Below are 25,952 nucleotides of genomic sequence, written 5' to 3'. Positions count from 1 at the left end.
CCGGCTATCTCATCTGTTTGAGACAGCCGGTTTTTATTAATATCTAGAGGTTTACTCCGTAATGATGCCATGCACCAGCACTGGCGCTTCTGCATGATCGGCGATACGGATGTTTTCGTAGATTTTGTTCATTACATCGTCCACGTTTTCACGGTTAGCGTGAATGGTGACAAGGGATTCGCCTTTTTTCACCGGATCGCCGATTTTTTTATTGAGCATGAGGCCTACAGCCAAATCGATTTCCGATTCTTTGGTTGCACGTCCGGCTCCGAGCCACATCGCTGCTGTTCCGATCTCGTCGGCAACGATTTCCGCTACAACGCCGTCTTCCTTTGCAGGAACTTCAATGAGATATTTCGCTTGCGGGAGTTTTTCAGGATGATCCACCACATCAGGGTTGCCGCCCTGATTTTGGATGAACTCCTTGAATTTATTGAGCGCTTTGCCGTTTTTGATAACTTCCTTCAGCATCTCTTCCGCTTCTTCCAGGGAGTCTGCTTTGTTTGCCAGGAACACCATTTGGCGTCCCAGTGCCAAGCAAAGCTCTTCCAGATCCTTCGGACCTTGGCCTTTCAAAGTATCGATTGCTTCTTTGACTTCAAGCGCATTGCCGATCGCAAATCCAAGCGGCTGGCTCATATCGGAAATGACCGCCATCGTTTTGCGTCCGACATTGTTGCCGATGCTTACCATGGCGTGAGCCAATTCTTTGGCATCGTCAACGGTTTTCATGAACGCGCCAGCCCCTGTTTTAACGTCAAGCACAATGGCGTCGGAACCGGCAGCGATTTTTTTACTCATGATCGAGCTTGCAATCAAAGCGATGGAGTTAACCGTGCCTGTGACGTCGCGAAGGGCATACAGCTTCTTGTCTGCAGGCGTCAGGTTGCCGGTTTGACCAATAACCGCGATTTTATGTTTGTTGACCAGTTCAACGAATTCTTCGCGTTCGATTTCAACGTGGAACCCTTCGATAGATTCAAGCTTGTCGATCGTTCCACCTGTATGTCCCAAACCGCGGCCGGACATTTTGGCAACCGGAATATCCAAAGCCGCTACCAGAGGAGCAAGCACCAGGGTCGTCGTGTCGCCTACGCCGCCTGTAGAGTGCTTATCTACTTTAATGCCTTCGATCTCGGACAAGTCGATCGTATCGCCGGAGTTTACGATTGCCATCGTCAAATCCGCGCGTTCGCGTTGCGTCATATCTTTAAAGAAAATTGCCATCGCGAGGGCACTCACCTGATAATCCGGAATTTCCCCTTTGGTATAGCCTTCTATGATGAAATTGATTTCTTCAGTTGTCAGTTCTCCGCCGTCACGTTTCTTTTCAATCAAGTCGACCATTCTCATTGTGATCTTGCCTCTCTTTCAATGGTTTATAATGTAATTGCTGTTTCCAAAGCTACTTCCATCATGTCGTTAAAGGTAGTTTGACGTTCTTCCGCACTTGTTTCTTCCCCTGTCAGCAGGTGATCGCTTACGGTGAGCAAAGTCAATGCATTAACCCCAAATTTGGCAGCCAGAGTATATAGAGCGGTCGTTTCCATCTCGACGCCGAGAATGCCGTGCTGCATCAGCTTTTCAACAACCGATTTATCGTCGCGGTAGAAAATATCGGAACTGAATACATTGCCGACATGCAGCTTCAAGCCTTTTTCCACGCCTTTTTCATATGCGGTTTTCAGCAGTTGGAAGCTGGCGATCGGCGAGAAGTCATATCCTCCGAAGTAGTGGCGGTTCGCTCCAGAATCCGTACAGGATGCTTGAGCAAGAATAACGTCGCGCACATGCACGTCTTTTTGCATACTGCCGCAAGTACCGACACGCATCAGGTTTTTCACGCCGTATTCATTGATCAATTCGTTAACATAGATGCTGATGGATGGGATGCCCATGCCGGAACCTTGCACAGAAATACGTTTTCCTTTATAAGTTCCCGTAAAACCAAGCATGCCTCTGACTTCGTTATAACAAATGACATCCTGCAAATATGTTTCCGCAATGTATTTCGCCCGCAGCGGATCCCCAGGGATAAGAATCGTTTCCGCAATTTCTCCAGCTTTTGCTCCAATATGAGTGCTCATTTTTTCTCCTCCTGACAGATAATCTGAATTTCGAAAGTCAAACTATAAGTGCCCTTATCGTCGCTTGATGGCTCCATTAGGCTTGCATCCTATTACTTTCGAAATATCAGGGTTATTAATTATATTAATGATATGAACTCACGCTCTGCCTGAAACTTACTTCAAATCTTTAAGGAAGCTTGTTCCGTATTCCGGCATTTTCACACCAAAGTTTTCGGCTACGGTCGCGCCGATATCCGCAAAAGTCTTCCGCAGCGGAAGTTCGCTGCCGCCGTTTTTGAAGCGCGGCGAATATACGAGCAGAGGCACATATTCACGGGTATGATCCGTACCCCGGTACGTTGGATCATTGCCATGGTCGGCCGTGATGACCAGAAGGTCATCATCAGTCATTTTCGCAAATACTTCAGGCAAGCGCGCATCGTAATCATCAAGCGCTTGTCCGTATCCCTGCGGATCGCGGCGGTGTCCGTACATTGCGTCGAAGTCCACCAGATTGAGGAAGCTAAGACCCGTGAAATCCTCATCCATCGTGGCGATCAATTTGTCCATGCCGTCCATGTTCGACACCGTGCGGATGGCTTTGGTAACCCCTTCCCCATCATAAATGTCGGAAATTTTGCCGATGGCAACCACATCAAGACCCGCATCCTTCATCTCGTTCATAACCGTTCGTTCAAAAGGTTTCAATGCATAGTCGTGACGGTTGGCGGTGCGTTTGAATGAACCCGGTTGGCCTACGTAAGGGCGAGCGATAATACGGCCGAGCATATATGGATCATCCAACGTAATTTCGCGGCAGAACTCACAAATTTCATATAGTTCCTTCAGCGGAATCACATCTTCATGAGCGGCAATTTGCAGTACGGAGTCGGCGGATGTATAAACGATCAGCGCCCCCGTTTTCATTTGCTCTTCGCCAAGTTCGTCAATAATGGCGGTGCCGCTTGCCGGCTTGTTGCCGATGACTTTGCGGCCGGTTTTGGCTTCAATTCGCTGGATCAGTTCATCCGGAAATCCGTCCGGGAATACGCGGAACGGCGTATCAATGTAAAGCCCCATGATTTCCCAATGGCCTGTCATAGTATCTTTGCCTGCGGATTTCTCCTGCATTTTCGTATAATACGCAAGCGGCTTATCCGCTTTTTCAATGCCCTGAATTTCACGGATGTTGGAAAGCCCGAGCTTACCCATGTTCGGCATCTTCAATCCGCCGCGTTCTCTGGCGATATGCCCCAGCGTATCCACGTCAAAATCATCAAATTGGGCGGCATCCGGCGCTTCGCCGATCCCTACCGAGTCCATTACGATCAAGTGTACGCGTTTAAATTCTGCCATTTGTAATCACTCCTTCGATTTGAGTATAACTCATACCAAGCGATTATAGAAACACGCCGGCAATCGTTGCGGATAGAACGCTGACAAGCGTTGCTCCATACAGCAACTTAAGACCGAAACGTGCGACGACATTCCCCTGCTTTTCATGCAGCCCTTTCACAGCGCCGGCAATGATGCCGATCGAAGAGAAGTTCGCAAACGAGACCAGGAAGACGGATACGATGCCGGTTGCCCGTGCGGACATGGCGGTATGTTTGCCCAAATCCAGCATAGCGACAAATTCGTTGGACACCATTTTGGTTGCCATGATGCTGCCCGCGTCGACAGCTTCCTTCCAAGGCACACCCATTACAAATGCAAACGGTGCGAATACGTATCCCAGCATTTCCTGGAACGTAATGCCGAAGATGCCGTTAAAGATGCCGTTGATCATGGCGATCAGCGCCACGAAACCGATCAGCATCGCCGCAACGGTGATGGCAACTTTAAAGCCGTCCATAATATACTCGCCAAGCATTTCAAAGAAAGATTGCTTCTCGCCATCCTCCTGTACCTGCAGCTGATCCTCTTCAGGAGTAACTTTATACGGGTTCAGGATGGATGCGATGATAAAACCGCCAAACAGGTTCAATACCAGTGCCGTAACGACATATTTGGGATCGATCATCGTCATGTAGGCGCCGACAATCGACATCGACACTGTGGACATGGCCGAGGCGCAAAGGGTATATAAACGATGCTTCGGCAAAAGTCCGATTTGCTTTTTGACGGAGATGAACACTTCGGATTGGCCCAAAATGGCCGACGCAACGGCATTGTAAGATTCAAGCTTGCCCATGCCGTTAATTTTGCTGAGCACAAGTCCAATGAAACGAATAATAATCGGAAGTATCTTGACATACTGCAAAATCCCGATCAGGGCCGAGATGAAGATAATCGGCAGCAGCACATTCAGGAAGAACGGAGCTTGTCCCTCATTCGCAATGCCGCCAAAGACGAAATTGATGCCTTCAGCCGCATATAAAAGCAAATTGTTGAATATATCGGAAAATCCTTTAATCAGCACGGTTCCGACAACCGTATTCAGCAAGAAAAATGCCAGAATCAGCTGCAGGATAACCATCACGATAATGGGGCGATAGCGAATACCACGTTTGTTATTGCTGGCAACGAATGACAGTGCAAACACGACGAGTAAACCTAATACCGCAATCAAATATTTCATGGCTGTCTCCCTGTGTCTGTAATTTGTTGAGGATTAATTCTAATCCCGTCATGAAAATGCTTTGATATAAGCGCTTCCAAAGGTTTCATAGAAAAGCGGGATCTTGCAATCCCCGCTTTTTTCAAACGGCAGGTTATTGGGCTGTACCGGTTTAATAAGAACCTGCAGCCTGTCCGCCTTCCATAATCTTAACGCCGGAGCTTGCACCGATCCGGTTTGCGCCGGCTTCGATCATTTTGTTCATGTCTTCGAGGCTGCGGACGCCGCCGGAAGCTTTAACTCCAACATTCGGACCAACCGTCTGACGCATCAACCGTACATCTTCAGGCGTAGCGCCTCCGGTCGAAAATCCCGTGGACGTTTTTACGAAATCGGCTCCCGCTTTTACCGCCAAACGGCAAGCACGCTCTTTTTCCTCGTCACTAAGCAGGCAAGTTTCAATGATCACTTTGACAAGCGCTTTGCCTGCTGCGGCATCAACCACGGCTTTAATGTCCTGCTCTACGAAATCATCCTGCTTGTCTTTCAATGCACCGATGTTGATCACCATATCGACTTCGCCGGCGCCATTTTCAATCGCATTTTTGGTTTCGAATGCTTTGACGTCAGAAGTTGTTGCTCCCAGTGGGAAGCCGATGACGGTACATACTTTTACCTTCGTTCCTTGTAGTTGCTCGGCCGCGTATTTTACCCATGTCGGGTTTACGCATACAGAAGCAAATTCGTATTTCTTCGCTTCCTCGGTTAATTTGGCGAGTTCGCTTTGCGTAGCGTCTGCGCGAAGCAACGTATGATCGATCATGCCCGCAAGATCAGACTGATTAGCCATTCATACCATCTCCTTCACAAAATAATTACCCTTTGTTTATCCAATTCTCACAATTTGAAAGGGCTTTATATATAGAATGAACCGGGCGGTTTGCATGCAGGATTCATTCTATCTTTGTATTTGCAGAACTATCATAACACCCGTTTGAACATATGTAAACACACTATTGAAATTATGTTCATGAACGATTTGTGAAAATGATTCGTGACCTGTACAAGCTATTTTGCGCAAAAAAAATCTGCCATATGTACTTATGACAGATTTTATGTCTTCTCAAGCTAACAAGGATTGCGCAGTAAATTGATCCGTCACCAAAATGTTGGCGTATTTCCCGGCCAAAGCAGCCTTGATTGCCTCGACCTTGCGCTGCCCGCCCGCCACCAAAATAGACTTATCCTTTTTCCGGAGCTCAGGCAGATCGATGCCAACCGTACGGTTGTTTATTTCCTCGCTGCAAATATTGCCGTTTTTATCAAAAAAGCGGGAGCAAATATCCCCTACCCCGTTCTTTTTGAGTAAATTCTGCTCGTCTTCATTAAAATAACCCAATCTAAACAAGAGTGCGTCTTCTTTCACCGTTCCTACCGTAAAAACCGCGATATTGGCTTGTTTGCCAAGCTCGATAATCCGGCTGATATGCCTGTCCTCTTCAACGATCCGTTTGACATCCGTATTATCGAAAATGACCGGCAGCGGCAAATATCTGGCAACGGTATTAAAGGCTTCCGCAAACAGGTTCACGGTTTCCGCCGCATACGTATTGACGTGGGAATGGCTGACGCCTCCTTTGAGCTGGACGACCTCGACGCCTTTAACGTTTTGGGGTTCAAGCTGCCGGGCAACCGCATACATGGTCGTCCCCCAAGTCACGCCAATTATGTCTTTGTCCTGGACCGTCTCGATCAGATATTCTGCCGTCCGTTTGGCAACATGCTTTTTGATCTCTTCATATGTGTTCAGCGGCGAATAACATACCTGAACCGTATCCAATCCAAATTTGCTCTGCAGTTTCTTAGACAGCACGTTCAAATCCTCATGCGGATCTACGATATCGATTTTGACGTAACCCTGTTCCTTCGCAAACTGCAGCAGGCGGGACACCGTTGGCCGGGACACGCCAAGCCGCTGCGCGATCTCCTGCTGGCTGAAATCCGACTGGTAGTAAAGTCTTGCTGCTTCAATCGATAACCGTTGTTTTTCGATATCCATTTTTCTGTTCACCCGTCTCTATATCTCTATAATCGGTACTGATAAACTCAACTTTCGCAGAACAAAGTCATGCTGCGATCAACTTCCTCGTTTCCTGCTGCTGCAGAAGATATGCTTTTTCCGGCGCTGTTTACATGTTAAGATAGTAACTGCGGAATTTTCCGTCTCTATCAGTATAACAAAATCTGAGACAAAAACGTCCAGTCGGCTTATTTTCCTGAATATATATTTTGCGGATGCTGGCTTGTCCCGCCGCCATACAAAACGGCATTGTTTGCTTCGGATTTCCGGATTGTAAGCCTGGATAGAAAGAGAGCTTATTATGAACAATACATATTCCCCGTATTATGAATTTGACCGGACTGCATGGGCCATGTCCCGCGATCTTCCTCCCCTTTCCATTTCGGAGGAAGAATTCGAGAAATTAAAGGGGTTAAACGAAAAAATTTCGATCGAAGAAGTGACGAAGGTGTATCTTCCACTGGCTCGGCTTATTCATTTGTACGCGACTACCTTTATGCAGCTTCAATCGAAAATGAATTCTTTCTTCAACACGCCTACGCCCAAGGCTCCGTTTGTCATCGGGATTGCCGGCAGCGTTGCGGTAGGCAAAAGCACGGCTGCCAGACTGCTGCAAACGCTGTTGTCGCGCTGGCCGGAACATTCCAAGGTCGATTTGGTGACAACCGACGGCTTCCTGTACCCCAACGATGTGCTTGAAGCCAAAGGCATTATGAACCGCAAAGGCTTTCCTGAAAGCTATGATATCAACAAGCTGATGCATTTTATCAGCAGCGTCAAGTCGGGAGAGCCGGCCCTGCATGTTCCTGTATATTCCCACTTGACTTATGACGTGCTGAACGACCGGACACAGCTTGTGGATCAGCCGGATATTTTGATCGTGGAAGGCATCAACGTGCTGCAGGTGAATACGCAGGAGCCGACTTTCGTCAGCGATTTTTTTGATTTTTCTATCTACATCGATGCGGACGAACAAGATATCCGCAATTGGTATATTGAAAGATTTCAAATGCTCCGGGATACGGCCTTTAAGGATCCCCGCTCCTATTTTCGCAAATATGCGTCGATCTCCAAGGAAGAAGCCGCTCGTACGGCGGAGAAAATTTGGGAGGATATCAACGCCAAAAACTTGCATGAAAATATTTTGCCAACGAAGGAACGTGCCCGACTCATCATCAAAAAAGGTTCTGATCATCATATCGATCAGGTGCTGCTCCGCAAGTAACAATCGGAAAATCAATTTCGGCGCTGGTTCGGAAGCAGTAAAAGGAGCCAGCGCGGCATCCACCAGTTCAAATGCCCAAGCAGCCTCATCAGCGATGGAACCAGCAGCAGCCTAATCAAGGTCACATCGATCAGAACGGCAGATGCAATTCCGACGCCAAGCTGCCTGACTCCTACCACCTCGCCGAATGCAAACGGTAATGTAACCGCTATGAGAATGGCCGCCGCCGAAGTAATAATCTTTCCCGTCGCGGCCATGCCACGGCGGATCGCTTCATCAGCATCCCCTGTTTCCTCAAATGCTTCAGACATCCTCGACAGTAAAAACACTCCATAATCCATGCTTACGCCAAATACCAGACCAAAAACGAATACCGGCACCATAATGGCGATCTTCTCCGGTGGCAGGCCGGTGCTCCCCGTTTGAAACACCAATACCAACACGCCAAAAGAAGCCAAGATGCTGAGTATATTCATCATAAATGCTTTTAGCGGGATCAGGAACGAACGGAAAGCCATCAACAGTACCAATAGATTGGAAATAGCGATAAATCCCAGCATATTGGGAAGTGAATGCGCAACTGCATCTTTGACTTCCTGTATGGATTTGGCTTCTCCGCCAAGCCAAATGCGGACCCCTGAGCGGGCAGCTTTTTGTTCAGCATCCCGCAGCCACTGATGGACTTCCGCAGAGCCTGGCTTGCCCGTTAATGTAATTCGGAATACAGCAAGGTCCCCTAATGCCGATTCATTTGATTGGCCGCTCCGCAGCCCTGACAATGGTTTGACGCTGATGACGGAAACATCATGATTCACTTCTTTGAACCAATCGGAAGCTGCCTGCAGCTCTGTCTGCGTGAATGAATTTCCTGCCGCTAGGAGTACGGCGAGCACTTCCGACTTTCCTTCCATCTGAAAACGGGCTCGGATCGTCTCTTCGGCCTGTCTGGATTCGGCAGCCGCCGGAAGTGAACTTGCATCCGGAACTTCTGTGACCAGCCCAAACGCCGGCAGGAGCAAAACGAGAAGCATAAGGCCGGCGGCCCCCATCACCTGCAGCGGCCTTCGCATGACCCGGTCAGCCCAGAATAACCACAACTTATAGCTGGGCCCGGGCAATTTTACTGCGCTGCGGCTTCGTCTGATGAGCGGCGACATCAATACAAGCAGTGCCGGAACCAAGCTAAGGTTGATCGCGGCCGCCAAAATGACAACAATGAGCGAGCATAAGGCTGCGCTTTCAAACATCGGCATCGGAATGAAGGAGACGCCTATTAACCCGCATGCCACGCAAACCGCTGAAAAATAAACCGCCCTGCCGGCGGTACTTAATGTGGCGCGGAGCGCTTCCTCCGGGTTGGCGCCCTTGCCCATCTCCTCCCGGAAACGGCTGGTGATGATGAAAGCAAAATCAAGGCTGAGCGCAAGACCCGTCATTGGGATGACATTCAGGATGAAGTTGGACAGCTCCAAACCCCAAATACGGCTGATGACCACCGTCAGTCCCATTGCGGCGGAAACAGTCAGCAATCCCATAAGTACTGGAATGAGGGCATATAAAATGCCTCCAAAAGCGAGCAGCAGAATGATGAAGGCCGCCGGAATCCCTATGCGTTCCGCCACCATAAAATCATGCATGCTCGATTTGTTCACATCCTCCTGGATGATCGTTTTACCGGTAAGCTGGACGCTAATGCCCTCCGATTCCGGCAGCAGACGGCGAATTTGCTTGGAAATTGCCTGCTGTTGTTCCGGAGAATTCCCGAACCCGATCAGGGCATAAGCGGCATCATCGTTCATAAGCTCCGGATGGTCCAGCGGTGACATCAAGAACGTCATGCCGTTCAACCGGCCTATGCTATGCAGCGTATTGCCTATAGCTTGTTCAAACATGGTTTGTTTCACTTCGGCTTGCTTATTAAAGAGTATGATGATCGGTTCGGGAAGGATGCCCAAGCGTTCCTCCAAAATCTTCTGAACCTCATGCGAGGCTCCATGCGTGTATAAACCGGGACCTTGAACGGCGGACGGAAGCTGGACGGACAAAGATCCGAAAACAACAAAAAACGCTGTCCAGCATAACAAGATCATACCCGGAAAGCGTTTAATGAAGTGAATCTCCATTTTTCCCATATCCCTGTCTCCTTATAGCAGCGGAGTTTTCCCGTTTAACCGGGTTGCCCGAACCATAAATCTGGCCAGCTGCGGAAATAGCCGGGTTCCGGCTGTCCATATTCGCGGGACGACCGGCATATGGCCGAGGGTCTGCAATAAATGTCCCCACCGTAATATGGCGGCGTATTCCTTATGCATATCTGAGCGGTAGGCCGTCTTCCAGGCATCCATCGATATCATGCCCCGGAGAAAGCGATCTCCATAAGAAGCGCATCTGATTGCGGAACGAAGCGCGGATGACATTCCGTCTCCGAATAACGGCGGGATCATCGCGCCTGCATCGCCCACTTGGGGAATAATGCCCCAGGCATGACATTTGGCAGATAAGTGAACGGGTGCGCATGACACCTGGGTATCAGGCAATATAAGTCCTCCGCTCAGTCTCTCCGATAAGCGTTTGTTCTCCGCCGCAGCTGATTTTAAAAGCTCCGATACGGAGTTGCCTTTCCCTCGTGCCCACTCAAGCGGCAAAAGCGCTGCAACATTCGCCAGCCCGTTCTCCACCGATGATATTCCGACATAACCGCCGCGAGTAAAATAAAGCTCTACGGCTTCGTCAAGACGTATGCCGCTGAAATGGGCTTTAAGCCCAATATAGGCCTGCCTTCCTTTACCTCCCAGTCCAGGCGCTTTAGCAATCAGATCTGTGCGCGGATGCGCGCCCCAAGCCGCATAAACGGTTCGGGCATGCAGCACTTCAGAGAAGCCGCCGCTTCGGATTCCGATTCGGAAACCTCCTGTTTCGGCGACAACGCTGGAAACCGATGTGCCCGTGCATACAGACACCCCGGCATCTTCCGCCGCCTGCAGCATCACGGTATCCAAGGCATAGCGGCTAAGGCCCCATGCAGGTTCGTCCAGCTTCGCTTCGACAAGCCCGCCATGCCTGAATCCGATACGCGTATTCACGATTCGCGCAGGGTTTAATTCTTCTAGCAGCTCCAGAACGCCAAGCTTCTTGAATATCCCTTGGGTTTCCGGCGACAGGAATTCGCCGCAAGCTTTATGGCGCGGAAAAGTTTGACGATCCAGCAACAAGGTTTTCCATCCGAGGTGCGCGAGGCGGATCGCCAGACTGCTCCCGGCCAGGCCTCCCCCAATTACCACTGCGTCAGGCATCCGCTGCCCCTCCCCATCTAGAGGTTGTTCAAAAAGTTCACTTTTGATAAGAAAACCGATCGAAGTAATTCAAGGATGAGCGACCGCGATCCAGAGGTAGATTTTCTTGCGATATAGAATTTCATCAGCTACGCTGATAACGAATAAATTCTATATCTAACACGAAGTGAATCGGGAAGTTGGCTTTCGCATCGAATCTTAAATTCAGCCGGGCCTAAGCGAATGCTTACGAAGTATGTTTCCTCCGGAAACATTTCAGGTGCTCACGTACCCACTACGTACGCTCCGCTCCTTTCGTCCCTAGCTTTATCCAATCTTCTCGGTGCTGAAAAAACCGACCTTTTTGAACACGCACAAATTTAAAATATCCGTTTTCTAAAACTCTGCCTCCTTGGAAATCACAACGCTGTACCGGAACAGGGGCCTCCAAGAGTATTTCAAATGATAGTTTCCGCGTTTACCCAGCGCCTGGCCAAGCTGATTCCAGTCCTTGGCGCAAAAACCTTTGGCGACTGAAAGCGGGCCGTCATGGCGAATGTAGCGGTTGGCCGAAATCAGCCGAGTCACAAGCCAAACCGCAGACCAGGAGATCCAATGCCGGTGAATGTCGCTGATAACCACGCCAAGTTTGGAGGACCGCAGCATATGGCCGGTTACCTCCGGCAGCTCTTCATCCGCAAAATGATGCAGAAATTGTGAAGAGATTAGAATATCGGCAGCTTCTTCCTGAGTTTCAAACACATTGCTCCGAAGCACCTTCACTCTTGGTTCATCCTTGAAAAGCACCCGGGCCTCCACGCACGCTTCCTCAGTCATGTCCACCAACGTTATGCGCATTTGAATGCCGTTTCGATCGGCCCAGCGGAGCAAACCGCGGTTTATTTCTCCGGAACCGGCCCCTATATCCATCACATGCAGCCTCGTCGGACGGCCTGAGCGCTCCCAGAGTTCATTGATGCCGTACAGAAGCGGCGCAGATGCGCCAAATATCCGGTTCAGCCTGCGCAGATGCCGCAGCGCCTCGGAGAGCTCCTCACCTCCGGAACTGAAATCATCCATATATTCCGCCCTAACCGATCGATGGCTTAGATCCCTAAACATAGGCAGCATCTTTTCCGGAGACCTCAAGCATTTCCGTATTTGCAGCATAAGAAAAAGCGAGCAGTTCAGCGGTCAATCCCGGGCCAAATGCAAGCGATATTCCATGGGCCTGATTTTCACCATGCAAAATAAGGTTCTCCCTCATCTGTTTCAATACAAACAAAATCGTGGCTGAGGATAGATTTCCGTAACGCCGCAAAACCTCGCGACTAAAGAAGACCTGAGAATCATCCAAGGCAAACATGTCCTGCACGGCGTCGACGATCCCTCTTCCTCCCGGATGAATGGCCCACAGATGCGGCAAAGTCCGGCCATCCAGCAGATGCTGGACTTCCTCCCGCAAAAAAGTGCGGAGCAGCTTCGGAATCGCAGGCGATAAAAAGAGATCAAATCCTTGATCGCCCACCTTCCAGGTCATTTCCGCTTCAGAGCCAGGAATGAGTACCGACTGTCCTTTTCCCAATCGAAACATATGCTCCTCGCCATTTGAAACGCTGCGGACGATGCAGGCCGAGGCTCCGTCACCGAAGAACGAAGCGCCAAACAGCGCTTCCCGCGAGCTTGGCGGCTGAAAATGAATCGTGCAAAGCTCGACGCAGACGACCAGAACGACGTGGGTTGCATCGCTTTCAACAATGCTTTTGGCCAGCTGTATAGCTTTCAGACCAGCACTGCAGCCTTGAAATATTAACGGGATCCGGTTCACCCGTAAGGATAATCCAAGCTCATGGACCAACCTCGCGTCCAGCCCCGGCAGGAACTGTCCGGTACAGCTGACGGTGATGAGATGCGTGACGGCGGCAGGATCCAGCCGGGCATCGGCAAGCGCTTCCTCAGCTGCCTTCAGGGCAAGAGGAACGGATTCTTTCCGGTACAACTCCATGCGCTCCGAAGTCGTCGGAACCAATCTCCCATCCTCGCCCGGCATATAGCGGCATGTTCCCGCTTCCGCCAAAAAATCAGGCTCGCAGGTATAACGCGTATCTACTCCGCATTGCCTGAAGATTCTACGGGCCCAGCGCATGACATGCTCATCGGTCTGACAGGATTCTTCAATTCTTTGAAACACTTCATGCTGTTCCAGCCTATTCGGCGGAATGCTTGTACCGATGCCGGTAATTGCTGCTTCCCCTTCAAATATGGGATCTTTCATCCGCTTTTCCACCTCTCTTTCCTGTGATCATCCATGAATTGCAAAACCGCTCCATACCTTTAATAAAGGAATGTTTGTGAGACAAGTCTATTCCTCAATAACCGTAAATATGCAAAATATAGAAAAATCGATACACTTATAAAGCACAAAAAAACCGTTCCTTAGGCCCTCATGAGATATGACTCATTTTGACCCAAAGACGGTTTCTCTTTTGCTTAAATAGACGGTTCATTCATGCATTTTTGTTTTTGCCCAATTGCATCAATCGTTTCGTTATCGGTACACTTTCCGTTTTCTCCGTTTTTGACAGGTCGTGATTGCGCCAGGTTGCTTCATCATGATGGGCGTTGACGCTCAGAATCAATCCGATCGCTATCATGTTGGTAAGCAAAGAACTGCCCCCGTAACTGATAAACGGCAAAGATATGCCTGTCAACGGCAAAATACCGATATGCATGCCGATATTAACGGAAACTTGAAAAACCAACATGCCGATAAAACCGACCACAATATAAGTTCCGGATAGCTCTTTGCTCTCCATCGAAACATGAATCATGCGGTATACAAGCGCCAAATAAAGGATCAGCAGCACGGAGGAACCTAAAAAGCCAAATTCCTCGCCGATCACCACATATATGGAATCCGAATACACGTAAGGAATAAATCCTTTGCGTACATAAGCCCCGTCGCTTCCGCTTAATCCGCCCGTGCCGATCGCTTTCATGGCATTTTTCACATGCCAGGATTTATCAGGATCGCTGGTCGGATCAAGAAATGTTTGGATTCTCGACATTTGGTGGGGTTCCACGATCTTCGACAACAATTCGTAATTCGCATAATAGAGCCAAAGAACGGTACAAATGATTAAAATGACCATCCCAATGAACAAAATCATATAAATGGAACGAATGTTGCCAATCCACAGCATGCTGAGTACAATCCCCAAAAATACAAGCGCGGTACCTAAATCCGGCTGATCCATAATCAGAATAAAGGGAATCAAGAAAACACAGCCGATCGGCAATAAATCCTGTACAAAACGAAGCTGCCGTCCTTCCCTCTTTCCCAATAAATGGGCAATCAGCAGAACGGTGAAGATTTTGGCCAATTCGGAAGGCTGGAGCTGAAAATGTCCGATATTGAGCCAACGGGCCGCCCCGTTTATATTCTCTCCGGCAAACTTGACCAGAACAAGCATCCCGATGCCGATTCCATATAAAATATAAGACAGCTTGCCGAGTAAAATCCGATAATCCAATATGGACAAACCCAGCATCGGAATGCAAAATGCGGCGAAAAGATAAATATTGCTCATATGAAGGCCTTCCAAATGCGTGCCCTCTGTGGCTCTATATACCGCAACCGTCCCGATGGCAACAAGGCAGCAAACGATAAACAACGTGGACTTATCCAGTTTTGAAAGAAGACGGAAGTTAATCATAAGCGGGCAACCCCTACTTTTTTGAATTTCTGCGATTCTCTTGACGTTTGGGATGGCTGGCACGCGAAATGTTAAGCAGGATGCCGGTGCTGGCTAAACATAAAACTAGCGAAGATCCCCCATAACTGATGAAGGGTAGCGGCACCCCCGTAATAGGAAGCACGCCGACAGCAGCTCCGACATTGAGCAGGAATTGCAAAAATATCATCATCACGATTCCAATTCCGAGCATTAATGCGTAAAAATCGTTACTCTTTAAAGCAGCGCGAAATCCTCGCCAAATAAAAAGAAAAAATGTGATAATAAGCAATGACGTGCCAACAAAACCCAATTCCTCCCCGATGACGGCAAAAATAAAATCGGTATGCGCCTCAGGCAAATAAAAAATCTTCTGAATGCTGTGGCCGATTCCAGTCCCGGTAAATCCCCCATGCTTAAAAGCATCAAGCGACTGGATCAGTTGATAGCCGGATCCTTCCGGGTCATCAAACGGACTCAGAAAAGAATTGATCCGATTGAGGCGATAGCTTTTGCTAAACGCCAGATACAAAAAGATCGGAACCAGAGACAAACCAAGCAGAAAAAGATGACGAAGATCCGCATCGCCAACGAGCAGGATGGTTACAGCCATACCGGCCAGAATCAAAACCGTGCCGAAATCCGGCTGCTTCAGGACAAGCAGCAAGATGAGTCCGACCACCGTCACAACAGGAATCAGACCTCTGCGGAAATCGCGGATTTGCTCCCCTTTTCGGCTGATGATTGTTGCCAAATATACGATGACAGTCAGCTTGGCCAATTCGGACGGCTGCAGCGTAAAACCTCCCAAAGCAAACCAACGTCTGGCTCCGTTGACATCTCCGCTCCGGACTAATACAAAAGCAAGCATCAGCAGCGTAAGCAGCAGCAGAAGAGGCGAGGCCTTCTTCCAACGTTCAAGGGGAACAGACATAAAAACGAACATCAGAAATAATCCGAAAAACGCGAATATCCCTTGTTTCATGACATAATGCCACGAATAATCATGCTTCGCGATCGCAATCGGATAACTTGCACTAAATATCATAATCAAACCAAAGCCTACAAGAAAAAAAGTCAAAAAAAGAAGCAGAAAGTCCGGGCGGCCTTTTCTTTTTTCGTTCAATGCATAGAACACCTCCCGGTTTGCCTGCCGTATGGTGCGAATGTTTATTCCAGCTCCAATTTGCCTTGGTACACCTTCTTGGACAGCAGCTTCAGTTTGTCATCCTGCCATCCATATATATCCAGGCCATTCCCCGCTTCCCCCAGGGACCAGCCAAGGGCAAGCTCGGAACGGCCGTCATGATTGATATCCAAAATCCCGGCATAATCCAGCCCGTACCCGAAACCATCAACCTCCGTGACCTTATGCCATTCTTCTTGATGCTTCCTGAATAATGCAGCTTTAAGCATTTTCCCTGTTTTGTTTTTCTCTTCATAAACGATGACGGCTTCGTCAATCCCGTCTCCGTCAAGATCGCCAAACGAAACATCGCTTCCTCTGTTTTCTTCCATTGGCGCCAGGATCTGTGCCTTGTGCGGCAGCATTTTGATGAAATCATGAACGATGTCCTTATTTTGAAGGCTTGTCTCCGGTAATGGAGGTTCAATCAAATCGACCGGGGTTGACGGTACTCCGCATCCTCCAAGCAGCAATAAAATGATTGTCGATACAATTTTGGTTCCCATGAACTTTCTAGGCACTCCTGCTCACCTACTCCCCCGCTTGCAAGCTTATTTATAATCATATCTTTCCGGAAACATAAAGTGGTTATGAAATAGTTAAAATTCATGATCCTTATATCGGCAGCCGAATTTGGACTTTCGTTCCTTGTCCCTCCGTACTGGCGATCTGCAATTCGCCTTTATGCAGTTTAACGATCTGATCCGATATAGCCAGGCCCAAACCGCTGCCTGTCGCATGCGGATCTCCCTTGTAAAATTTCTGAAGCACGTTCGCCAAATTCCCCTCCGATATTCCCGTACCCGTATCCGCAACGCTAACAATAACATGCCCTGGTGCAGTGCAGGCTTCTACAGTAATAGATCCGGGAGCATCCGTAAATTTAAGCGAATTATCAATCAAATTGATCAATACCTGCTTCAAACGGTTCTCGTCAGCTTGGATGATTGGAAGCATTTCATCTGCTTGAATGTGAAGGGAAACACCCTGCCGTGCGGCCCTTGGGCCAAGCTGTCTGCCAATATGATGCAGCAAGTCGGCCAGCTGCACAGGTTTCAAGTCCAGCGTTATCCTTCCGCTGTCCAATTTGGAGAAATCCAGCAGCTCATCCACCATCCGACCCAGTCTGTCGCTTTCGGATTCAATGATGTCCAGCCCCTCATGCAGCAAGTCCTGATTTCCGTCCCCGCTGGCTTTGAGCGTAATGACCCAGCCTTTGATCGAGGTGAGCGGCGTCCGCAATTCATGCGATACAGATGAAATAAAATCATTTTTAAGCTGTTCGCTTTGTACGATTCTGCTTGCCATCTTGTTTAAAGTATCTGCCAATGAACCCAGCTCATCCCGGTAACGTTTATGTACGTTAATGCGGAAATCGCCTTCTGTCATTCGGTCTGCGGCTTGTTTCAAATCCTGAATGGATCTGGTGATGGTTCCGGACAGAAATAATCCTAGTATGGTAACGATCGCAACAACAAGCAGGCCTACGCCAAGCAGCAGGCATGCAATATGATTTATCGTCGATATGGTTCCGGTTAATGAAGAAACGAACCTGACTGCCCCTACGGTGATGTTATGAGCTTTTAACGGATAAGAAACCGCAAGGACAGGTTCACGGGTGCCCGAATCCTTTCCTTTCCAACTTTCGGGCTGTCCCGCTATTGCCGCCTGCACATCGGGATACGGTGTCATTAAGCTGCCGAAATCGAGTCCGGTGGAGTCCTGCAGCAGCCGTCCACTTGAATCCATGATCTGCACCTGCGCATCGGAATGAGTGGTAAAGCCTTGGAGCAGCCGTTCCGATTGTTTCTCAAGGTCCTCCTCCGCAAAATATTGCTGAAAAAAAGAAGCGGATAATTCCGCTTGATTCATCAGGACCCGCTCAATATTATGAAAATAATAATATCTTACGGAAACAATAAGGAAAATTTCAAGAATGAGCACCGTAATAGAGATAACCACCAAATAACTTCCAACTAGTCTTTTTTGAATGCTCATGCCTTCAATCGTCCTTTCTCCAGCGGTAGCCAAGTCCCCATACCGTTTCGATCCACTGCGGTTTGGAGTCGTCATCTTCGAGCTTCTCTCTTAATTTCCGCACATGGACATCCACTGTTTTAGGATCTCCGATAAAATCCTCTCCCCATACGAGATTCAGCAGTTCATTCCTGGATAATGCCGTATCGGGATGTTCCAGAAAGGCTCTGATCATTTGGAATTCCTTTGGCGTCAGCTCTATGAGAGCGTCATGTTTATACATTTTGTTCGAATTCAACTCCATCCGGAACGGCCCGGATTCAAGCGTAAGTTTTTGCGGCTTCAAGGACACAGCCGTACGGCGCAATATTGCATTGATCCTTGCAACAAGCTCCAGCGGATTAAACGGCTTGACGATATAATCGTCGGCCCCGATCTCCAGTCCTTTGATTTTGTCCAAATCCTGACCTGCCGCCGTTAAAAAAACAATGATGACCGAAGCATCCGCCTTTCTCAATTTTCGGCAAATTTCAAATCCGTCGACATCCGGCAGCATAATATCCAAAACGATAATATCCGGGCGACTATCACTAAAGCTCTGCAGCGCTTCCGTTCCCGTTGCCGCCTCGTTTACTTCAAATCCCGTTTGTGATAAATTTATCGAAATGAAACGTCTAATATTGTCTTCGTCTTCCACGATTAGTACTCGATTCCGGTTAGCAGTATCCACGTTTCCACCTCCATGACTTTAATGCCGGCATCCTGGCTGAATAAACACGAATCCCGCTTATCTTTTACGGATATGACCTGCATTCCTTTCCTTACATATGCACTCAAATAAAAAACTCCTTCTATAGAGAAAGAGTTGACGTCCATCTTATGGGATTCCTGTATGCAATAATTACCCGGCTGAAACACCCCTGCCTGTCCCTAGGCAGAGTGGGGGCAAAGCAAAAACACGGGAGGTCCCAGGGAACGCCGTTCCTTCTCTTTATTACATATAAAAAGACATTTTGTGAAACAACTTCGGCTCGTACTCCCTTCCATGAGTATCCCCCCCCTTTTTTTCAAAATAAAAAGCCCTCCATAGAGGGCCATCAAAGCATACGAAAAAAGCTTCCGTCTCCCCCTAGTCGAGTTTTGGCACTATACAACGTAAAGAGACGCTTTCGACTCTTAGCCACATTATGAAAAGCCTTAATCCGGCAATCCCTGTTCAACCCATGGGCATCTTTCGATATTTCTGGGCAGTGGCCTGTGTTTATATAGGAGCCTCACCTAACGAGGTCTATTTGATTACTTCGCAAGCTTAAATCTAATTTTGACCCTTGTCAATAGTTTTTCCTGCATCCATCATTATATCCGTTCGAAAGCGGCTAGCTTCGACACTTGCTGAATCCCGAAAAATTCAAAAAAAACGCCTGCCCTCGGGATCAAGGACAGACGTCGGAACTTAAAGATTGATCATTTTACAGAACTTTATCATCCACTTGATTCAGCCAGCTTTCGATCTCTCCGATCACGGAAGCGACGCATCCGTCTTCGAATGGAGATTTCAATCCGGCGTAGGCAACCAAACCCGTAAACGATTTGCTTCCCCCCGCCTGGCAAAGCTTCAGGTAATCTGCCCAGGCAGACTCCCAGTTTTCGTTCATCCGCTTCCAGAATTGGAATGCGCACAGCTGTGCAAGCGTGTAATCGATGTAATAGAACGGCGATTGGAAAATATGGCCCTGCTTATGCCAGAAACCGCCGCGCTCCAGATAATCATTATCCCCGTGATTGCGGTGCGGCAAATATTTTTTCTCGATCTCGCGCCATGCCTGCTTCCGCTCTGCCGGAGTCGCGTCTGGATTCTCATACACAAAATGCTGGAATTCGTCGACGGATACGCCGTAAGGCACGAACAGCAGCGCACTGCTCAAATGATCGAATTTGTATTTGTCCGTATCTTCCTCGAAGAACAGATTCATCCAAGGCCAAGTAAAGAATTCCATGCTCATGGAATGGATTTCGGCCGATTCGTAAGTAGGCCAGTGGTATTCCGGAATCTCGAAATGTCTGCTGGAATACACTTGGAAAGCATGGCCAGCTTCATGTGTCAGCACATCGATGTCGCCGGAAGTTCCGTTGAAGTTGGAGAAAATGAACGGAGCGCCGTATTTGCTGATGAACGTGCAGTACCCGCCGCCTTGCTTGCCTTTTTTGCTTACAAGGTCCATCAGGCCGTTGTCGACCATAAAAGCGAAAAACTCATTCACTTCCGGAGACAGCTCGGAGTACATTTTCACCCCGCGTTCCAAAATCCAGTCCGGATCGCCTTTAGGCGTGGCATTGCCGGATTTGAAGGCGAAGTTCTCATCATAGTAATACAGGCGGTCCACTCCGATGCGTTCACGTTGGCGTTCTTTCAATTTCGTTGCGACAGGAACGATATGTTCCAGCACTTGTTTGCGGAAATTGGCTACCATCTCGGCATTGTAATCGGTGCGGTTCATCCGGGCGTAAGCGAGCTCAACGAAGTTCTTGTAGCCCAGCTTGCGGGCCATGCGCGTGCGTGTTTTGACAAGTTCGTCATAGATGCGGTCGAAATCCGCTTCATGCTCGGCCATGAATTGATATCTCGCCTCGGATGCTCTCCGGCGGAGATCACGGTCCGTAGAAAGCTCAAACGGCGTCAACTGAGTCAGCGTACGTTCTTCGCCTTCAAACGGGATTTTGGCGGATGCGATCAATTGTGCGTATTCGGTTGCAAGTTTGTTTTCCTGCTGAAGATCCTCAATGATCTCCGGGCTGAAAGATTTGAGCGCCATCTCCGCAAGCAGGAACAGCTGGGTTCCCCACTTCGCTTCAAGCTCGGCTCTGAACTTGGAATTGACCAATGCGCGATAATAATCGGTTATGTATTCCTTATAGATAGGACTAATCTCGTCCAAGTAGTCCTGCTCACCCTTATAAAAGGCATCGTTGGTATCGACCGAATGGCGGATCGTCACAATTTCAAACATCGATTCCACTTCACTGCGCAGGTGATTGATTTCGGACATTGCCTTTTCTTGGTCTTCAAGCCGCTCGGCCGACTCGAAGTTTTGCACCAACTGTTGGAACTTCTCCTTGATTTGCTGGATATCCGGGCGCTCGTATTTGTATTCATTGAATTTCATTCATGGCACATCCTTTCTAAACTGGGATCATTGCCTATTATACATGGAGAAAGGAGCAAGATTCTACCACCGTTCAAAAAAATTTGACGTTCTTATTTTTTTTAACTTGTTTTATACCGGTTTATCAGCCAGCCATAACACGATAACGGTGAAGATCTGTATCACAAAGAAGAGCGCCAGCAGCATAAGAAGCATCGCTGCAATCATTCTCCCCGTGAATTTCAGTATCTTTTTTCCATCTAACCTTGTCATTCGTCCAGCCTCCCAAGGCATAAATTAACTATCATTAGAATTCATTTTCCTGATGTTGTCAATTGCCGATTGTACTTCCAGGCGGGCCATGATATATTAGGTATCACATAAAATATTTAGGCGGCACCTAATAAAAAGGTGGCCTGCGCGAAAGGTGGCAAAGTTAGCATGCTGGTGTGGATGCTTCGGCAGGTCATGGCTGATAAAGGGATTTGGTCCGGTGCCGAACTGGCTCGATTGTTAAAAGAAAAAGCCGGGTTTGAGCTCTCACCTCCTTCCATCAGCGCGCTGCTGCGAGGACAGCCGAAACAAATGAAGGCCGATACCTTGGATGCGCTCTGCACTGCTCTGGAGTGTACTCCCAATGATCTGTGGGTGCACACCCCGCCCCGCATTCAAGGCGCATAATATTTAGATCAGGAGGCAAAGAAAGTGGCAGAAAAGGAAATACTCCCTTTTGGAGACCCTGTACTCCGTAAAAAATCCAAACCCGTCCGGGAAATCACGCCCAAGATTCTGAGAATTTTGGATGACATGGTTGATACCCTGTACGCCGAGGAGGGCCGGGCAGGCCTTGCCGCGCCACAAATCGGGATTTTGCGCAGATTGATCGTGATGGATTGCGGCGAGGGTCTTATCGAACTGATTGATCCGGAGATTTTAGAAATGGACGGCGAACAGACCGGTCCTGAAGCTTGTCTCTCTTTTCCTGGATATACCGGGATCGTGAAACGGGCAAAATACGTCAAAATCAAAACTTTAACCCGAACGGGCGAAACGGTATACCTTGAAGGACATGATTATCTGGCGCGCTGCATTCAGCATGAAATCGACCATTTAAACGGCATTTTATATATTGATCATGTGGAGGAAGGACAGTTGTACCTGAACCAATCGCAGCAAAAAGCGGATCTTATGGCAGCCTTGAAGCTTTCGTGGAAATAGGAAAATATATAAATTGAATAGCGATTTCATAAATTTTAGGCAGCCGGGTGAAATGTTCCTCCGTCTTTCCTTATGTTCAATTTATATAGATCGACACGTGCAAAAAAAGCCCCGTTTAAGCTTTAACAGGGCTTTTTTCGATGCTCTTTTTAACGGTGTGCGGTATACACATTTGCACGGCTGATCTTGCGGATTTGCTCCAATTCTTCAACGCTCAGAACCGGCGATTCCGATGCCTCCGCGTTATGGATGAGCTGATTCACCGAGCTTGCGCCCGGAATGGCTGCCGCAACCGCCGGATGGCCGAGGGAATACCGGATCGCCGTTTGCGACATACTGCGTCCGGGGCGCACAAACGCCTCCAGCTTGCCGCGGATTTCTACCAGTTCTTCCGGCGCATGGTCCAGATAACCTTTGGCTGTCTTACCTGCCCCTGCTTCGGCGAGTACCCCGGATGCGACCGGACCGCGGGCGATAACGCTAATCCCTTGTTCTGCGAGCAACGGCAGCACCTCCTCTTCGGGCCTTCTGTCCAAAATGCTGTATTGGCTCATGACCGATACAATATTCGAACGTTTAGCGTATTCTCGAATCACGTTCGGACGGATGGACGAAATGCCGTAACTACGGATAACTCCCTCACGCTTTAATTCCTCGAACGCTTCGATGGTTTCATCGATCGGATCATCCAGCGTCCCGCCATGCAGCTGGTACAAATCGATATAATCGGTTTGAAGGCGCCGCAAGCTTTCTTTTACCGCCGACTTGATATAGGCTTTCGACGGGTCCCAGCTCCAGCCTTCCTTGCCGGGAATGCGCCGGTTGCCAACCTTAGTGGCGAGAATGACATCGCCGCGGCGGCCTTTCAGTGCTTTGCCGACGATCTCTTCATTCCGGCCCGCGTCGTACAAATCCGCCGTGTCCAAGAAGGTGATTCCGCGTTCAAGCGCTTCGTGAATCAGCCGTACAGCTTCTTTTTCCTCCGTTCCCAGTGACATGCATCCCAAGCCGATTTCACTAACGTACAGTTCTGAAGATCCCAGACGATTTTTCTTCATCATTCCGTACTCCTTCCCCATCCGCTTTTTTAAGTATTTTAAATGATCAATAAATGCACGACGGTTAGCACTAGACCGATCAGAAAGCCGCAAATGGCCCCATTGACCCGAATCCACTGCAAATCGCTGCCGACTTTCTCCTCCAGCATCTGCACCAAAGCTTCGTCATCCATTTGATCCAAATTTTCGCGTACCAGCAGCCCGATCCGGTAGTAGTTGGCTTCTACTCCCTGTACAATCAGGGACAAGATGCCCTGCTCCCAGCGGTCTATCATCTCTTCCTTCCCGCGCAGCTGGTTCGTAACCCAACGGAAAAGCTTGATGATGTTCCGCCCGCCGCTTCTCTCCTCATCTTCAAGCATCAGCAGCAAGCGCGCTCTAAATTCTTCCAGCTTGCGGAGCATCCACTCTTCTGTGCCCGGGTCCTCCAGTTTATCGCCAACCAACATTTTCAAACGTTCCGCTACCTCCGGATTTTCCGCAAATGCGGACACCTGCTGGCGAACCTCCGTCAACAGCCGCTGCCGCAAAGTGCTGTCTTCATACGATAATTCATGGAGGGAGGACAGGATCAAATTTTTCAAGATGCTGCCGAGTTTCTCTTCGCTGAGGAAGCCAACCATTGCCTGCAGCGCGAATCCTTTCATGCCGCTAAGCTGAATTTCCTGCAGTTTGCTGCTTGCAAGCTGTCCCAGCATGTATTCATTCTCCGGACGGCTCACCCATCTCCCCGCAAAATTGATCACATAGTTCAGCGCCTTCTCGTCCAATTGGCTGCGGAAAGCCTGCCGGGACGCCGCCTCAAGCATAGGGGACAAATCCTGCCTGCGCAGGAACCCGGCCAAAGACTGCTGGACAGACGGCGTTATTTTCTCGAGCGGAATTTGACGGATCCCCTCGCTGAGCGTGTGGACAATCCGCATCCGGATTTTTTTTCTGGACAGCAGCTTCATAAGTCCCGTTGACAAACCTTGAAAAAGTTTCATTTTCCGCAATCGTTTGGTAATGCTCTCCTTGTTCAGCAGCTCCGTTTCCAAAGCCGAAATGAGCGAGTTGACGATTTTATCGCGGTTTTTGAGCAGAAGCGACGTATGCGGGATCGGAATGCCCATCGGATGGCGGAACAAGGCCGTCACGGCGAACCAATCGGCGAAGCCGCCCACAAGACCCGCCTCGAAACCGCCTTGAAGCAAGCGGACGCCCAAGTTTTGAGGCAATATCAATGTAATCAGAAACCCTGCTCCCATGACGGCAAGAGAAGTTCCTGCTAAATATCTGGATTTCATAGATTAAATCCCTCCGACTAAGTACCTAATGACTAATAGTACGTGTTCAAAAAGGCCGGTTTTCAGCACCGAAGCATTTGCTTCCGATGTGCGTTTTTTCAAAACGCTTTGGCTTATGCTTCCGATGTGCGTTTTTTCAAAACGCTTCAGTTGGATGAAGCCAGGGACGCAAGGAGCGGAGCTACACGGTTTCGTAGAAAACGACTTCGTAAGCAGCTGCCTGTAGTGGGTACGTGAGCACCTGAAATGTTTCCGGAGGAAACATACTTCGTAAGCAGCTGCTTAGGCCCGGCTGAATTCAAGATTCGATGCCGAATGCGCCTCTTGATTCACTTCGTGTTAGATATAGAATTTATTCGTTATCAGCTACGCTGATGAAATTCTATATCGCAAGAAAACCCACCCCTGAATCACGGTCGCTCATCCTTGAATTAACTTCGATTAGATTTTCTTATCAAAAGCGGACTTTTTGAACAACCTCTAATAGTATTCTAACCAAAATAAACCTGTATGCGATCCTCCTAACCGCCAAAGTAACATAAAAACTCCCGTGTCAGGCGGGAGCTACAGATCATATTTCGGTTGATACACGGTGAATTTCTCTTCAGCTGGCGTCCTGGGTGCGCCTTCCGGCACATCGCTGTAAAATCCCAGGTGAAGAAATCCGGCAATTCGCTCTCCCTGCTGTACGCCAAGCATTTCCTTTACCTTAGGATCATAGATATGCGGATTGGTTTTCCAGACGGTGCCAAGCCCGCGCTCCCACGCAAGCAGCTGAAAATTCTGGATCATCGAACTGACCGCGCCGAAATCCTCGTCCTTTTGTTTCTGATTATCGCTATCGGTCATCAGGATGATCAGGTACGCATCCGGTTCGTTGAAGTATTTGAGGCGATTCTCAAACATATCCTCCGGATATTGCTGTGCCATCTCAAGGGCAAATAGCTGCTTGGCTTCCGTAGGCACGAATATGAATCTCCACGGCTCGCGCAGCTTATGGTTTGGCGCATACACCGCATCATTAAGCAGTTCCAGAATCAGCTCTTGCGGAACCGGAATGTTCCGGTAGCCGGTTTTGATAGACCTTCTCTCCCTGATGATTCGGGCCAAGCCCGATGGTTTATCGTTATTTTGCATGTTTTTC

General features: G+C 48.8%; 24 protein-coding genes and 1 riboswitch. Of the genes, 3 read left to right on the top strand and 21 right to left on the bottom strand.

The window, feature by feature from the left end; translation table 11 throughout:
• Positions 1 to 51: 51 nt before the first annotated feature.
• The 6 genes from L6442_RS14460 to L6442_RS14435 form a co-directional block, all read right to left on the bottom strand.
• The gene (locus L6442_RS14460; protein ID WP_212981256.1) at positions 52 to 1,353 is read right to left on the bottom strand and encodes a pyrimidine-nucleoside phosphorylase; all 1,302 of its coding nucleotides are present in this window, start codon (positions 1,351 to 1,353) and stop codon (positions 52 to 54) included.
• A gap of 26 nt (positions 1,354 to 1,379) precedes the next feature.
• Positions 1,380 to 2,087 (bottom strand): purine-nucleoside phosphorylase, encoded by a 708-nt coding sequence (gene deoD, locus L6442_RS14455; RefSeq protein WP_212981257.1) that lies wholly within the window; start codon positions 2,085 to 2,087, stop codon positions 1,380 to 1,382.
• Positions 2,088 to 2,243: 156 nt separating this feature from the next.
• Positions 2,244 to 3,425, bottom strand: coding sequence for a phosphopentomutase (gene deoB, locus L6442_RS14450; protein ID WP_212981258.1), 1,182 nt, complete (start codon positions 3,423 to 3,425; stop codon positions 2,244 to 2,246).
• A gap of 43 nt (positions 3,426 to 3,468) precedes the next feature.
• Complete coding sequence (locus tag L6442_RS14445; protein ID WP_194230838.1) at positions 3,469 to 4,650, bottom strand: NupC/NupG family nucleoside CNT transporter; 1,182 nt, start codon at positions 4,648 to 4,650, stop codon at positions 3,469 to 3,471.
• A 151-nt stretch (positions 4,651 to 4,801) separates the two neighbouring features.
• The gene (deoC, locus tag L6442_RS14440; protein ID WP_212981259.1) at positions 4,802 to 5,479 is read right to left on the bottom strand and encodes a deoxyribose-phosphate aldolase; all 678 of its coding nucleotides are present in this window, start codon (positions 5,477 to 5,479) and stop codon (positions 4,802 to 4,804) included.
• 273 nt (positions 5,480 to 5,752) lie between these two features.
• Positions 5,753 to 6,688, bottom strand: coding sequence for a DNA-binding transcriptional repressor DeoR (locus tag L6442_RS14435; protein WP_194230840.1), 936 nt, complete (start codon positions 6,686 to 6,688; stop codon positions 5,753 to 5,755).
• Between the two features lie 322 nt (positions 6,689 to 7,010).
• Here L6442_RS14435 and coaA point away from each other — a divergent pair, with 322 nt between their 5' ends.
• Complete coding sequence (coaA, locus tag L6442_RS14430; RefSeq protein ID WP_212981260.1) at positions 7,011 to 7,934, top strand: type I pantothenate kinase; 924 nt, start codon at positions 7,011 to 7,013, stop codon at positions 7,932 to 7,934.
• 11 nt (positions 7,935 to 7,945) lie between these two features.
• On the opposite strand, the gene L6442_RS14425 is transcribed toward coaA, so the two are convergent.
• The 12 genes from L6442_RS14425 to L6442_RS14370 all read right to left on the bottom strand — a co-directional run bounded on the left by L6442_RS14425 (position 7,946) and on the right by L6442_RS14370 (position 21,519).
• Positions 7,946 to 10,066, bottom strand: a complete 2,121-nt coding sequence (locus tag L6442_RS14425; RefSeq protein ID WP_212981261.1) for an MMPL family transporter — start codon at positions 10,064 to 10,066, stop codon at positions 7,946 to 7,948.
• A 12-nt stretch (positions 10,067 to 10,078) separates the two neighbouring features.
• A complete protein-coding gene (locus L6442_RS14420) occupies positions 10,079 to 11,227 on the bottom strand; it encodes an NAD(P)/FAD-dependent oxidoreductase (RefSeq protein WP_212981262.1) in 1,149 nt (382 codons plus the stop codon).
• Positions 11,228 to 11,602: 375 nt separating this feature from the next.
• On the bottom strand, positions 11,603 to 12,328 hold the full coding sequence (locus L6442_RS14415; protein ID WP_212981263.1) for a methyltransferase domain-containing protein: 726 nt from the start codon (positions 12,326 to 12,328) through the stop codon (positions 11,603 to 11,605).
• On the bottom strand, positions 12,321 to 13,481 hold the full coding sequence (locus tag L6442_RS14410) for a type III polyketide synthase (RefSeq protein ID WP_212981264.1): 1,161 nt from the start codon (positions 13,479 to 13,481) through the stop codon (positions 12,321 to 12,323). Before L6442_RS14410 ends, L6442_RS14415 begins: the two co-directional genes overlap by 8 nt.
• A 232-nt stretch (positions 13,482 to 13,713) precedes the next feature.
• Complete coding sequence (locus L6442_RS14405; RefSeq protein ID WP_212981265.1) at positions 13,714 to 14,922, bottom strand: FtsW/RodA/SpoVE family cell cycle protein; 1,209 nt, start codon at positions 14,920 to 14,922, stop codon at positions 13,714 to 13,716.
• Positions 14,923 to 14,935: 13 nt separating this feature from the next.
• Positions 14,936 to 16,066 carry a putative lipid II flippase FtsW gene (gene ftsW, locus L6442_RS14400; protein WP_212981266.1) on the bottom strand — a complete coding sequence of 377 codons (1,131 nt, stop codon included), beginning with the start codon at positions 16,064 to 16,066 and terminating at the stop codon, positions 14,936 to 14,938.
• Positions 16,067 to 16,110: 44 nt separating this feature from the next.
• Positions 16,111 to 16,632 (bottom strand): hypothetical protein, encoded by a 522-nt coding sequence (locus L6442_RS14395; protein WP_212981267.1) that lies wholly within the window; start codon positions 16,630 to 16,632, stop codon positions 16,111 to 16,113.
• A 109-nt stretch (positions 16,633 to 16,741) separates the two neighbouring features.
• Positions 16,742 to 18,124 (bottom strand): sensor histidine kinase, encoded by a 1,383-nt coding sequence (locus L6442_RS14390; RefSeq protein ID WP_212981268.1) that lies wholly within the window; start codon positions 18,122 to 18,124, stop codon positions 16,742 to 16,744.
• A gap of 4 nt (positions 18,125 to 18,128) precedes the next feature.
• Complete coding sequence (locus tag L6442_RS14385; RefSeq protein WP_212981269.1) at positions 18,129 to 18,833, bottom strand: response regulator transcription factor; 705 nt, start codon at positions 18,831 to 18,833, stop codon at positions 18,129 to 18,131.
• Positions 18,803 to 18,940, bottom strand: coding sequence for a hypothetical protein (locus tag L6442_RS14380; protein ID WP_212981270.1), 138 nt, complete (start codon positions 18,938 to 18,940; stop codon positions 18,803 to 18,805). Before L6442_RS14380 ends, L6442_RS14385 begins: the two co-directional genes overlap by 31 nt.
• 282 nt (positions 18,941 to 19,222) lie before the next feature.
• Positions 19,223 to 19,396: riboswitch (M-box (ykoK) riboswitch) on the bottom strand.
• Positions 19,397 to 19,572: 176 nt separating this feature from the next.
• Entirely contained in the window at positions 19,573 to 21,267 is a 1,695-nt protein-coding gene (locus L6442_RS14375; protein WP_212981271.1) for a M3 family oligoendopeptidase, read from the bottom strand.
• 111 nt (positions 21,268 to 21,378) lie between these two features.
• Complete coding sequence (locus L6442_RS14370; RefSeq protein ID WP_194230852.1) at positions 21,379 to 21,519, bottom strand: hypothetical protein; 141 nt, start codon at positions 21,517 to 21,519, stop codon at positions 21,379 to 21,381.
• A 168-nt stretch (positions 21,520 to 21,687) separates the two neighbouring features.
• Between L6442_RS14370 and L6442_RS14365 the strand changes: the two genes are divergently transcribed.
• Entirely contained in the window at positions 21,688 to 21,927 is a 240-nt protein-coding gene (locus tag L6442_RS14365) for a helix-turn-helix domain-containing protein (protein ID WP_194230853.1), read from the top strand.
• A gap of 24 nt (positions 21,928 to 21,951) precedes the next feature.
• On the top strand, positions 21,952 to 22,464 hold the full coding sequence (def, locus tag L6442_RS14360) for a peptide deformylase (RefSeq protein ID WP_212981272.1): 513 nt from the start codon (positions 21,952 to 21,954) through the stop codon (positions 22,462 to 22,464).
• Between the two features lie 149 nt (positions 22,465 to 22,613).
• Here the strand turns inward: def and L6442_RS14355 are convergent, their stop codons facing one another.
• The 3 genes from L6442_RS14355 to L6442_RS14345 all read right to left on the bottom strand — a co-directional run bounded on the left by L6442_RS14355 (position 22,614) and on the right by L6442_RS14345 (position 25,945).
• Positions 22,614 to 23,522: an aldo/keto reductase gene (locus L6442_RS14355; RefSeq protein ID WP_212981278.1), complete on the bottom strand. Its 909-nt coding sequence runs from the start codon at positions 23,520 to 23,522 to the stop codon at positions 22,614 to 22,616.
• A gap of 38 nt (positions 23,523 to 23,560) precedes the next feature.
• Positions 23,561 to 24,808, bottom strand: a complete 1,248-nt coding sequence (locus tag L6442_RS14350) for a DUF445 domain-containing protein (protein WP_212981273.1) — start codon at positions 24,806 to 24,808, stop codon at positions 23,561 to 23,563.
• A gap of 564 nt (positions 24,809 to 25,372) precedes the next feature.
• A complete protein-coding gene (locus tag L6442_RS14345; protein ID WP_194230873.1) occupies positions 25,373 to 25,945 on the bottom strand; it encodes a nitroreductase family protein in 573 nt (190 codons plus the stop codon).
• Between the last annotated feature and the right edge of the window lie 7 nt (positions 25,946 to 25,952).

The organism is Paenibacillus azoreducens, assembly GCF_021654775.1.
Taxonomy (GTDB): domain Bacteria; phylum Bacillota; class Bacilli; order Paenibacillales; family Paenibacillaceae; genus Paenibacillus_AQ; species Paenibacillus_AQ azoreducens.
This window is presented reverse-complemented; position numbering and strand designations above follow the sequence as displayed.

Excerpts from the sequence above, each read along its gene's own strand:
- L6442_RS14460 (WP_212981256.1), bottom strand. The coding sequence starts at position 1,353 with ATGAGAATGGTCGACTTGATTGAAAAGAAACGTGACGGCGGAGAACTG.
- deoD (WP_212981257.1), bottom strand. The coding sequence starts at position 2,087 with ATGAGCACTCATATTGGAGCAAAAGCTGGAGAAATTGCGGAAACGATT.
- deoB (WP_212981258.1), bottom strand. The coding sequence starts at position 3,425 with ATGGCAGAATTTAAACGCGTACACTTGATCGTAATGGACTCGGTAGGG.
- L6442_RS14445 (WP_194230838.1), bottom strand. The coding sequence starts at position 4,650 with ATGAAATATTTGATTGCGGTATTAGGTTTACTCGTCGTGTTTGCACTG.
- deoC (WP_212981259.1), bottom strand. The coding sequence starts at position 5,479 with ATGGCTAATCAGTCTGATCTTGCGGGCATGATCGATCATACGTTGCTT.
- L6442_RS14435 (WP_194230840.1), bottom strand. The coding sequence starts at position 6,688 with ATGGATATCGAAAAACAACGGTTATCGATTGAAGCAGCAAGACTTTAC.
- coaA (WP_212981260.1), top strand. The coding sequence starts at position 7,011 with ATGAACAATACATATTCCCCGTATTATGAATTTGACCGGACTGCATGG.
- L6442_RS14425 (WP_212981261.1), bottom strand. The coding sequence starts at position 10,066 with ATGGGAAAAATGGAGATTCACTTCATTAAACGCTTTCCGGGTATGATC.
- L6442_RS14420 (WP_212981262.1), bottom strand. The coding sequence starts at position 11,227 with ATGCCTGACGCAGTGGTAATTGGGGGAGGCCTGGCCGGGAGCAGTCTG.
- L6442_RS14415 (WP_212981263.1), bottom strand. The coding sequence starts at position 12,328 with ATGTTTAGGGATCTAAGCCATCGATCGGTTAGGGCGGAATATATGGAT.
- L6442_RS14410 (WP_212981264.1), bottom strand. The coding sequence starts at position 13,481 with ATGAAAGATCCCATATTTGAAGGGGAAGCAGCAATTACCGGCATCGGT.
- L6442_RS14405 (WP_212981265.1), bottom strand. The coding sequence starts at position 14,922 with ATGATTAACTTCCGTCTTCTTTCAAAACTGGATAAGTCCACGTTGTTT.
- L6442_RS14395 (WP_212981267.1), bottom strand. The coding sequence starts at position 16,632 with ATGGGAACCAAAATTGTATCGACAATCATTTTATTGCTGCTTGGAGGA.
- L6442_RS14390 (WP_212981268.1), bottom strand. The coding sequence starts at position 18,124 with ATGAGCATTCAAAAAAGACTAGTTGGAAGTTATTTGGTGGTTATCTCT.
- L6442_RS14375 (WP_212981271.1), bottom strand. The coding sequence starts at position 21,267 with ATGAAATTCAATGAATACAAATACGAGCGCCCGGATATCCAGCAAATC.
- L6442_RS14370 (WP_194230852.1), bottom strand. The coding sequence starts at position 21,519 with ATGACAAGGTTAGATGGAAAAAAGATACTGAAATTCACGGGGAGAATG.
- L6442_RS14365 (WP_194230853.1), top strand. The coding sequence starts at position 21,688 with ATGCTGGTGTGGATGCTTCGGCAGGTCATGGCTGATAAAGGGATTTGG.
- L6442_RS14355 (WP_212981278.1), bottom strand. The coding sequence starts at position 23,522 with ATGAAGAAAAATCGTCTGGGATCTTCAGAACTGTACGTTAGTGAAATC.
- L6442_RS14350 (WP_212981273.1), bottom strand. The coding sequence starts at position 24,808 with ATGAAATCCAGATATTTAGCAGGAACTTCTCTTGCCGTCATGGGAGCA.
- L6442_RS14345 (WP_194230873.1), bottom strand. The coding sequence starts at position 25,945 with ATGCAAAATAACGATAAACCATCGGGCTTGGCCCGAATCATCAGGGAG.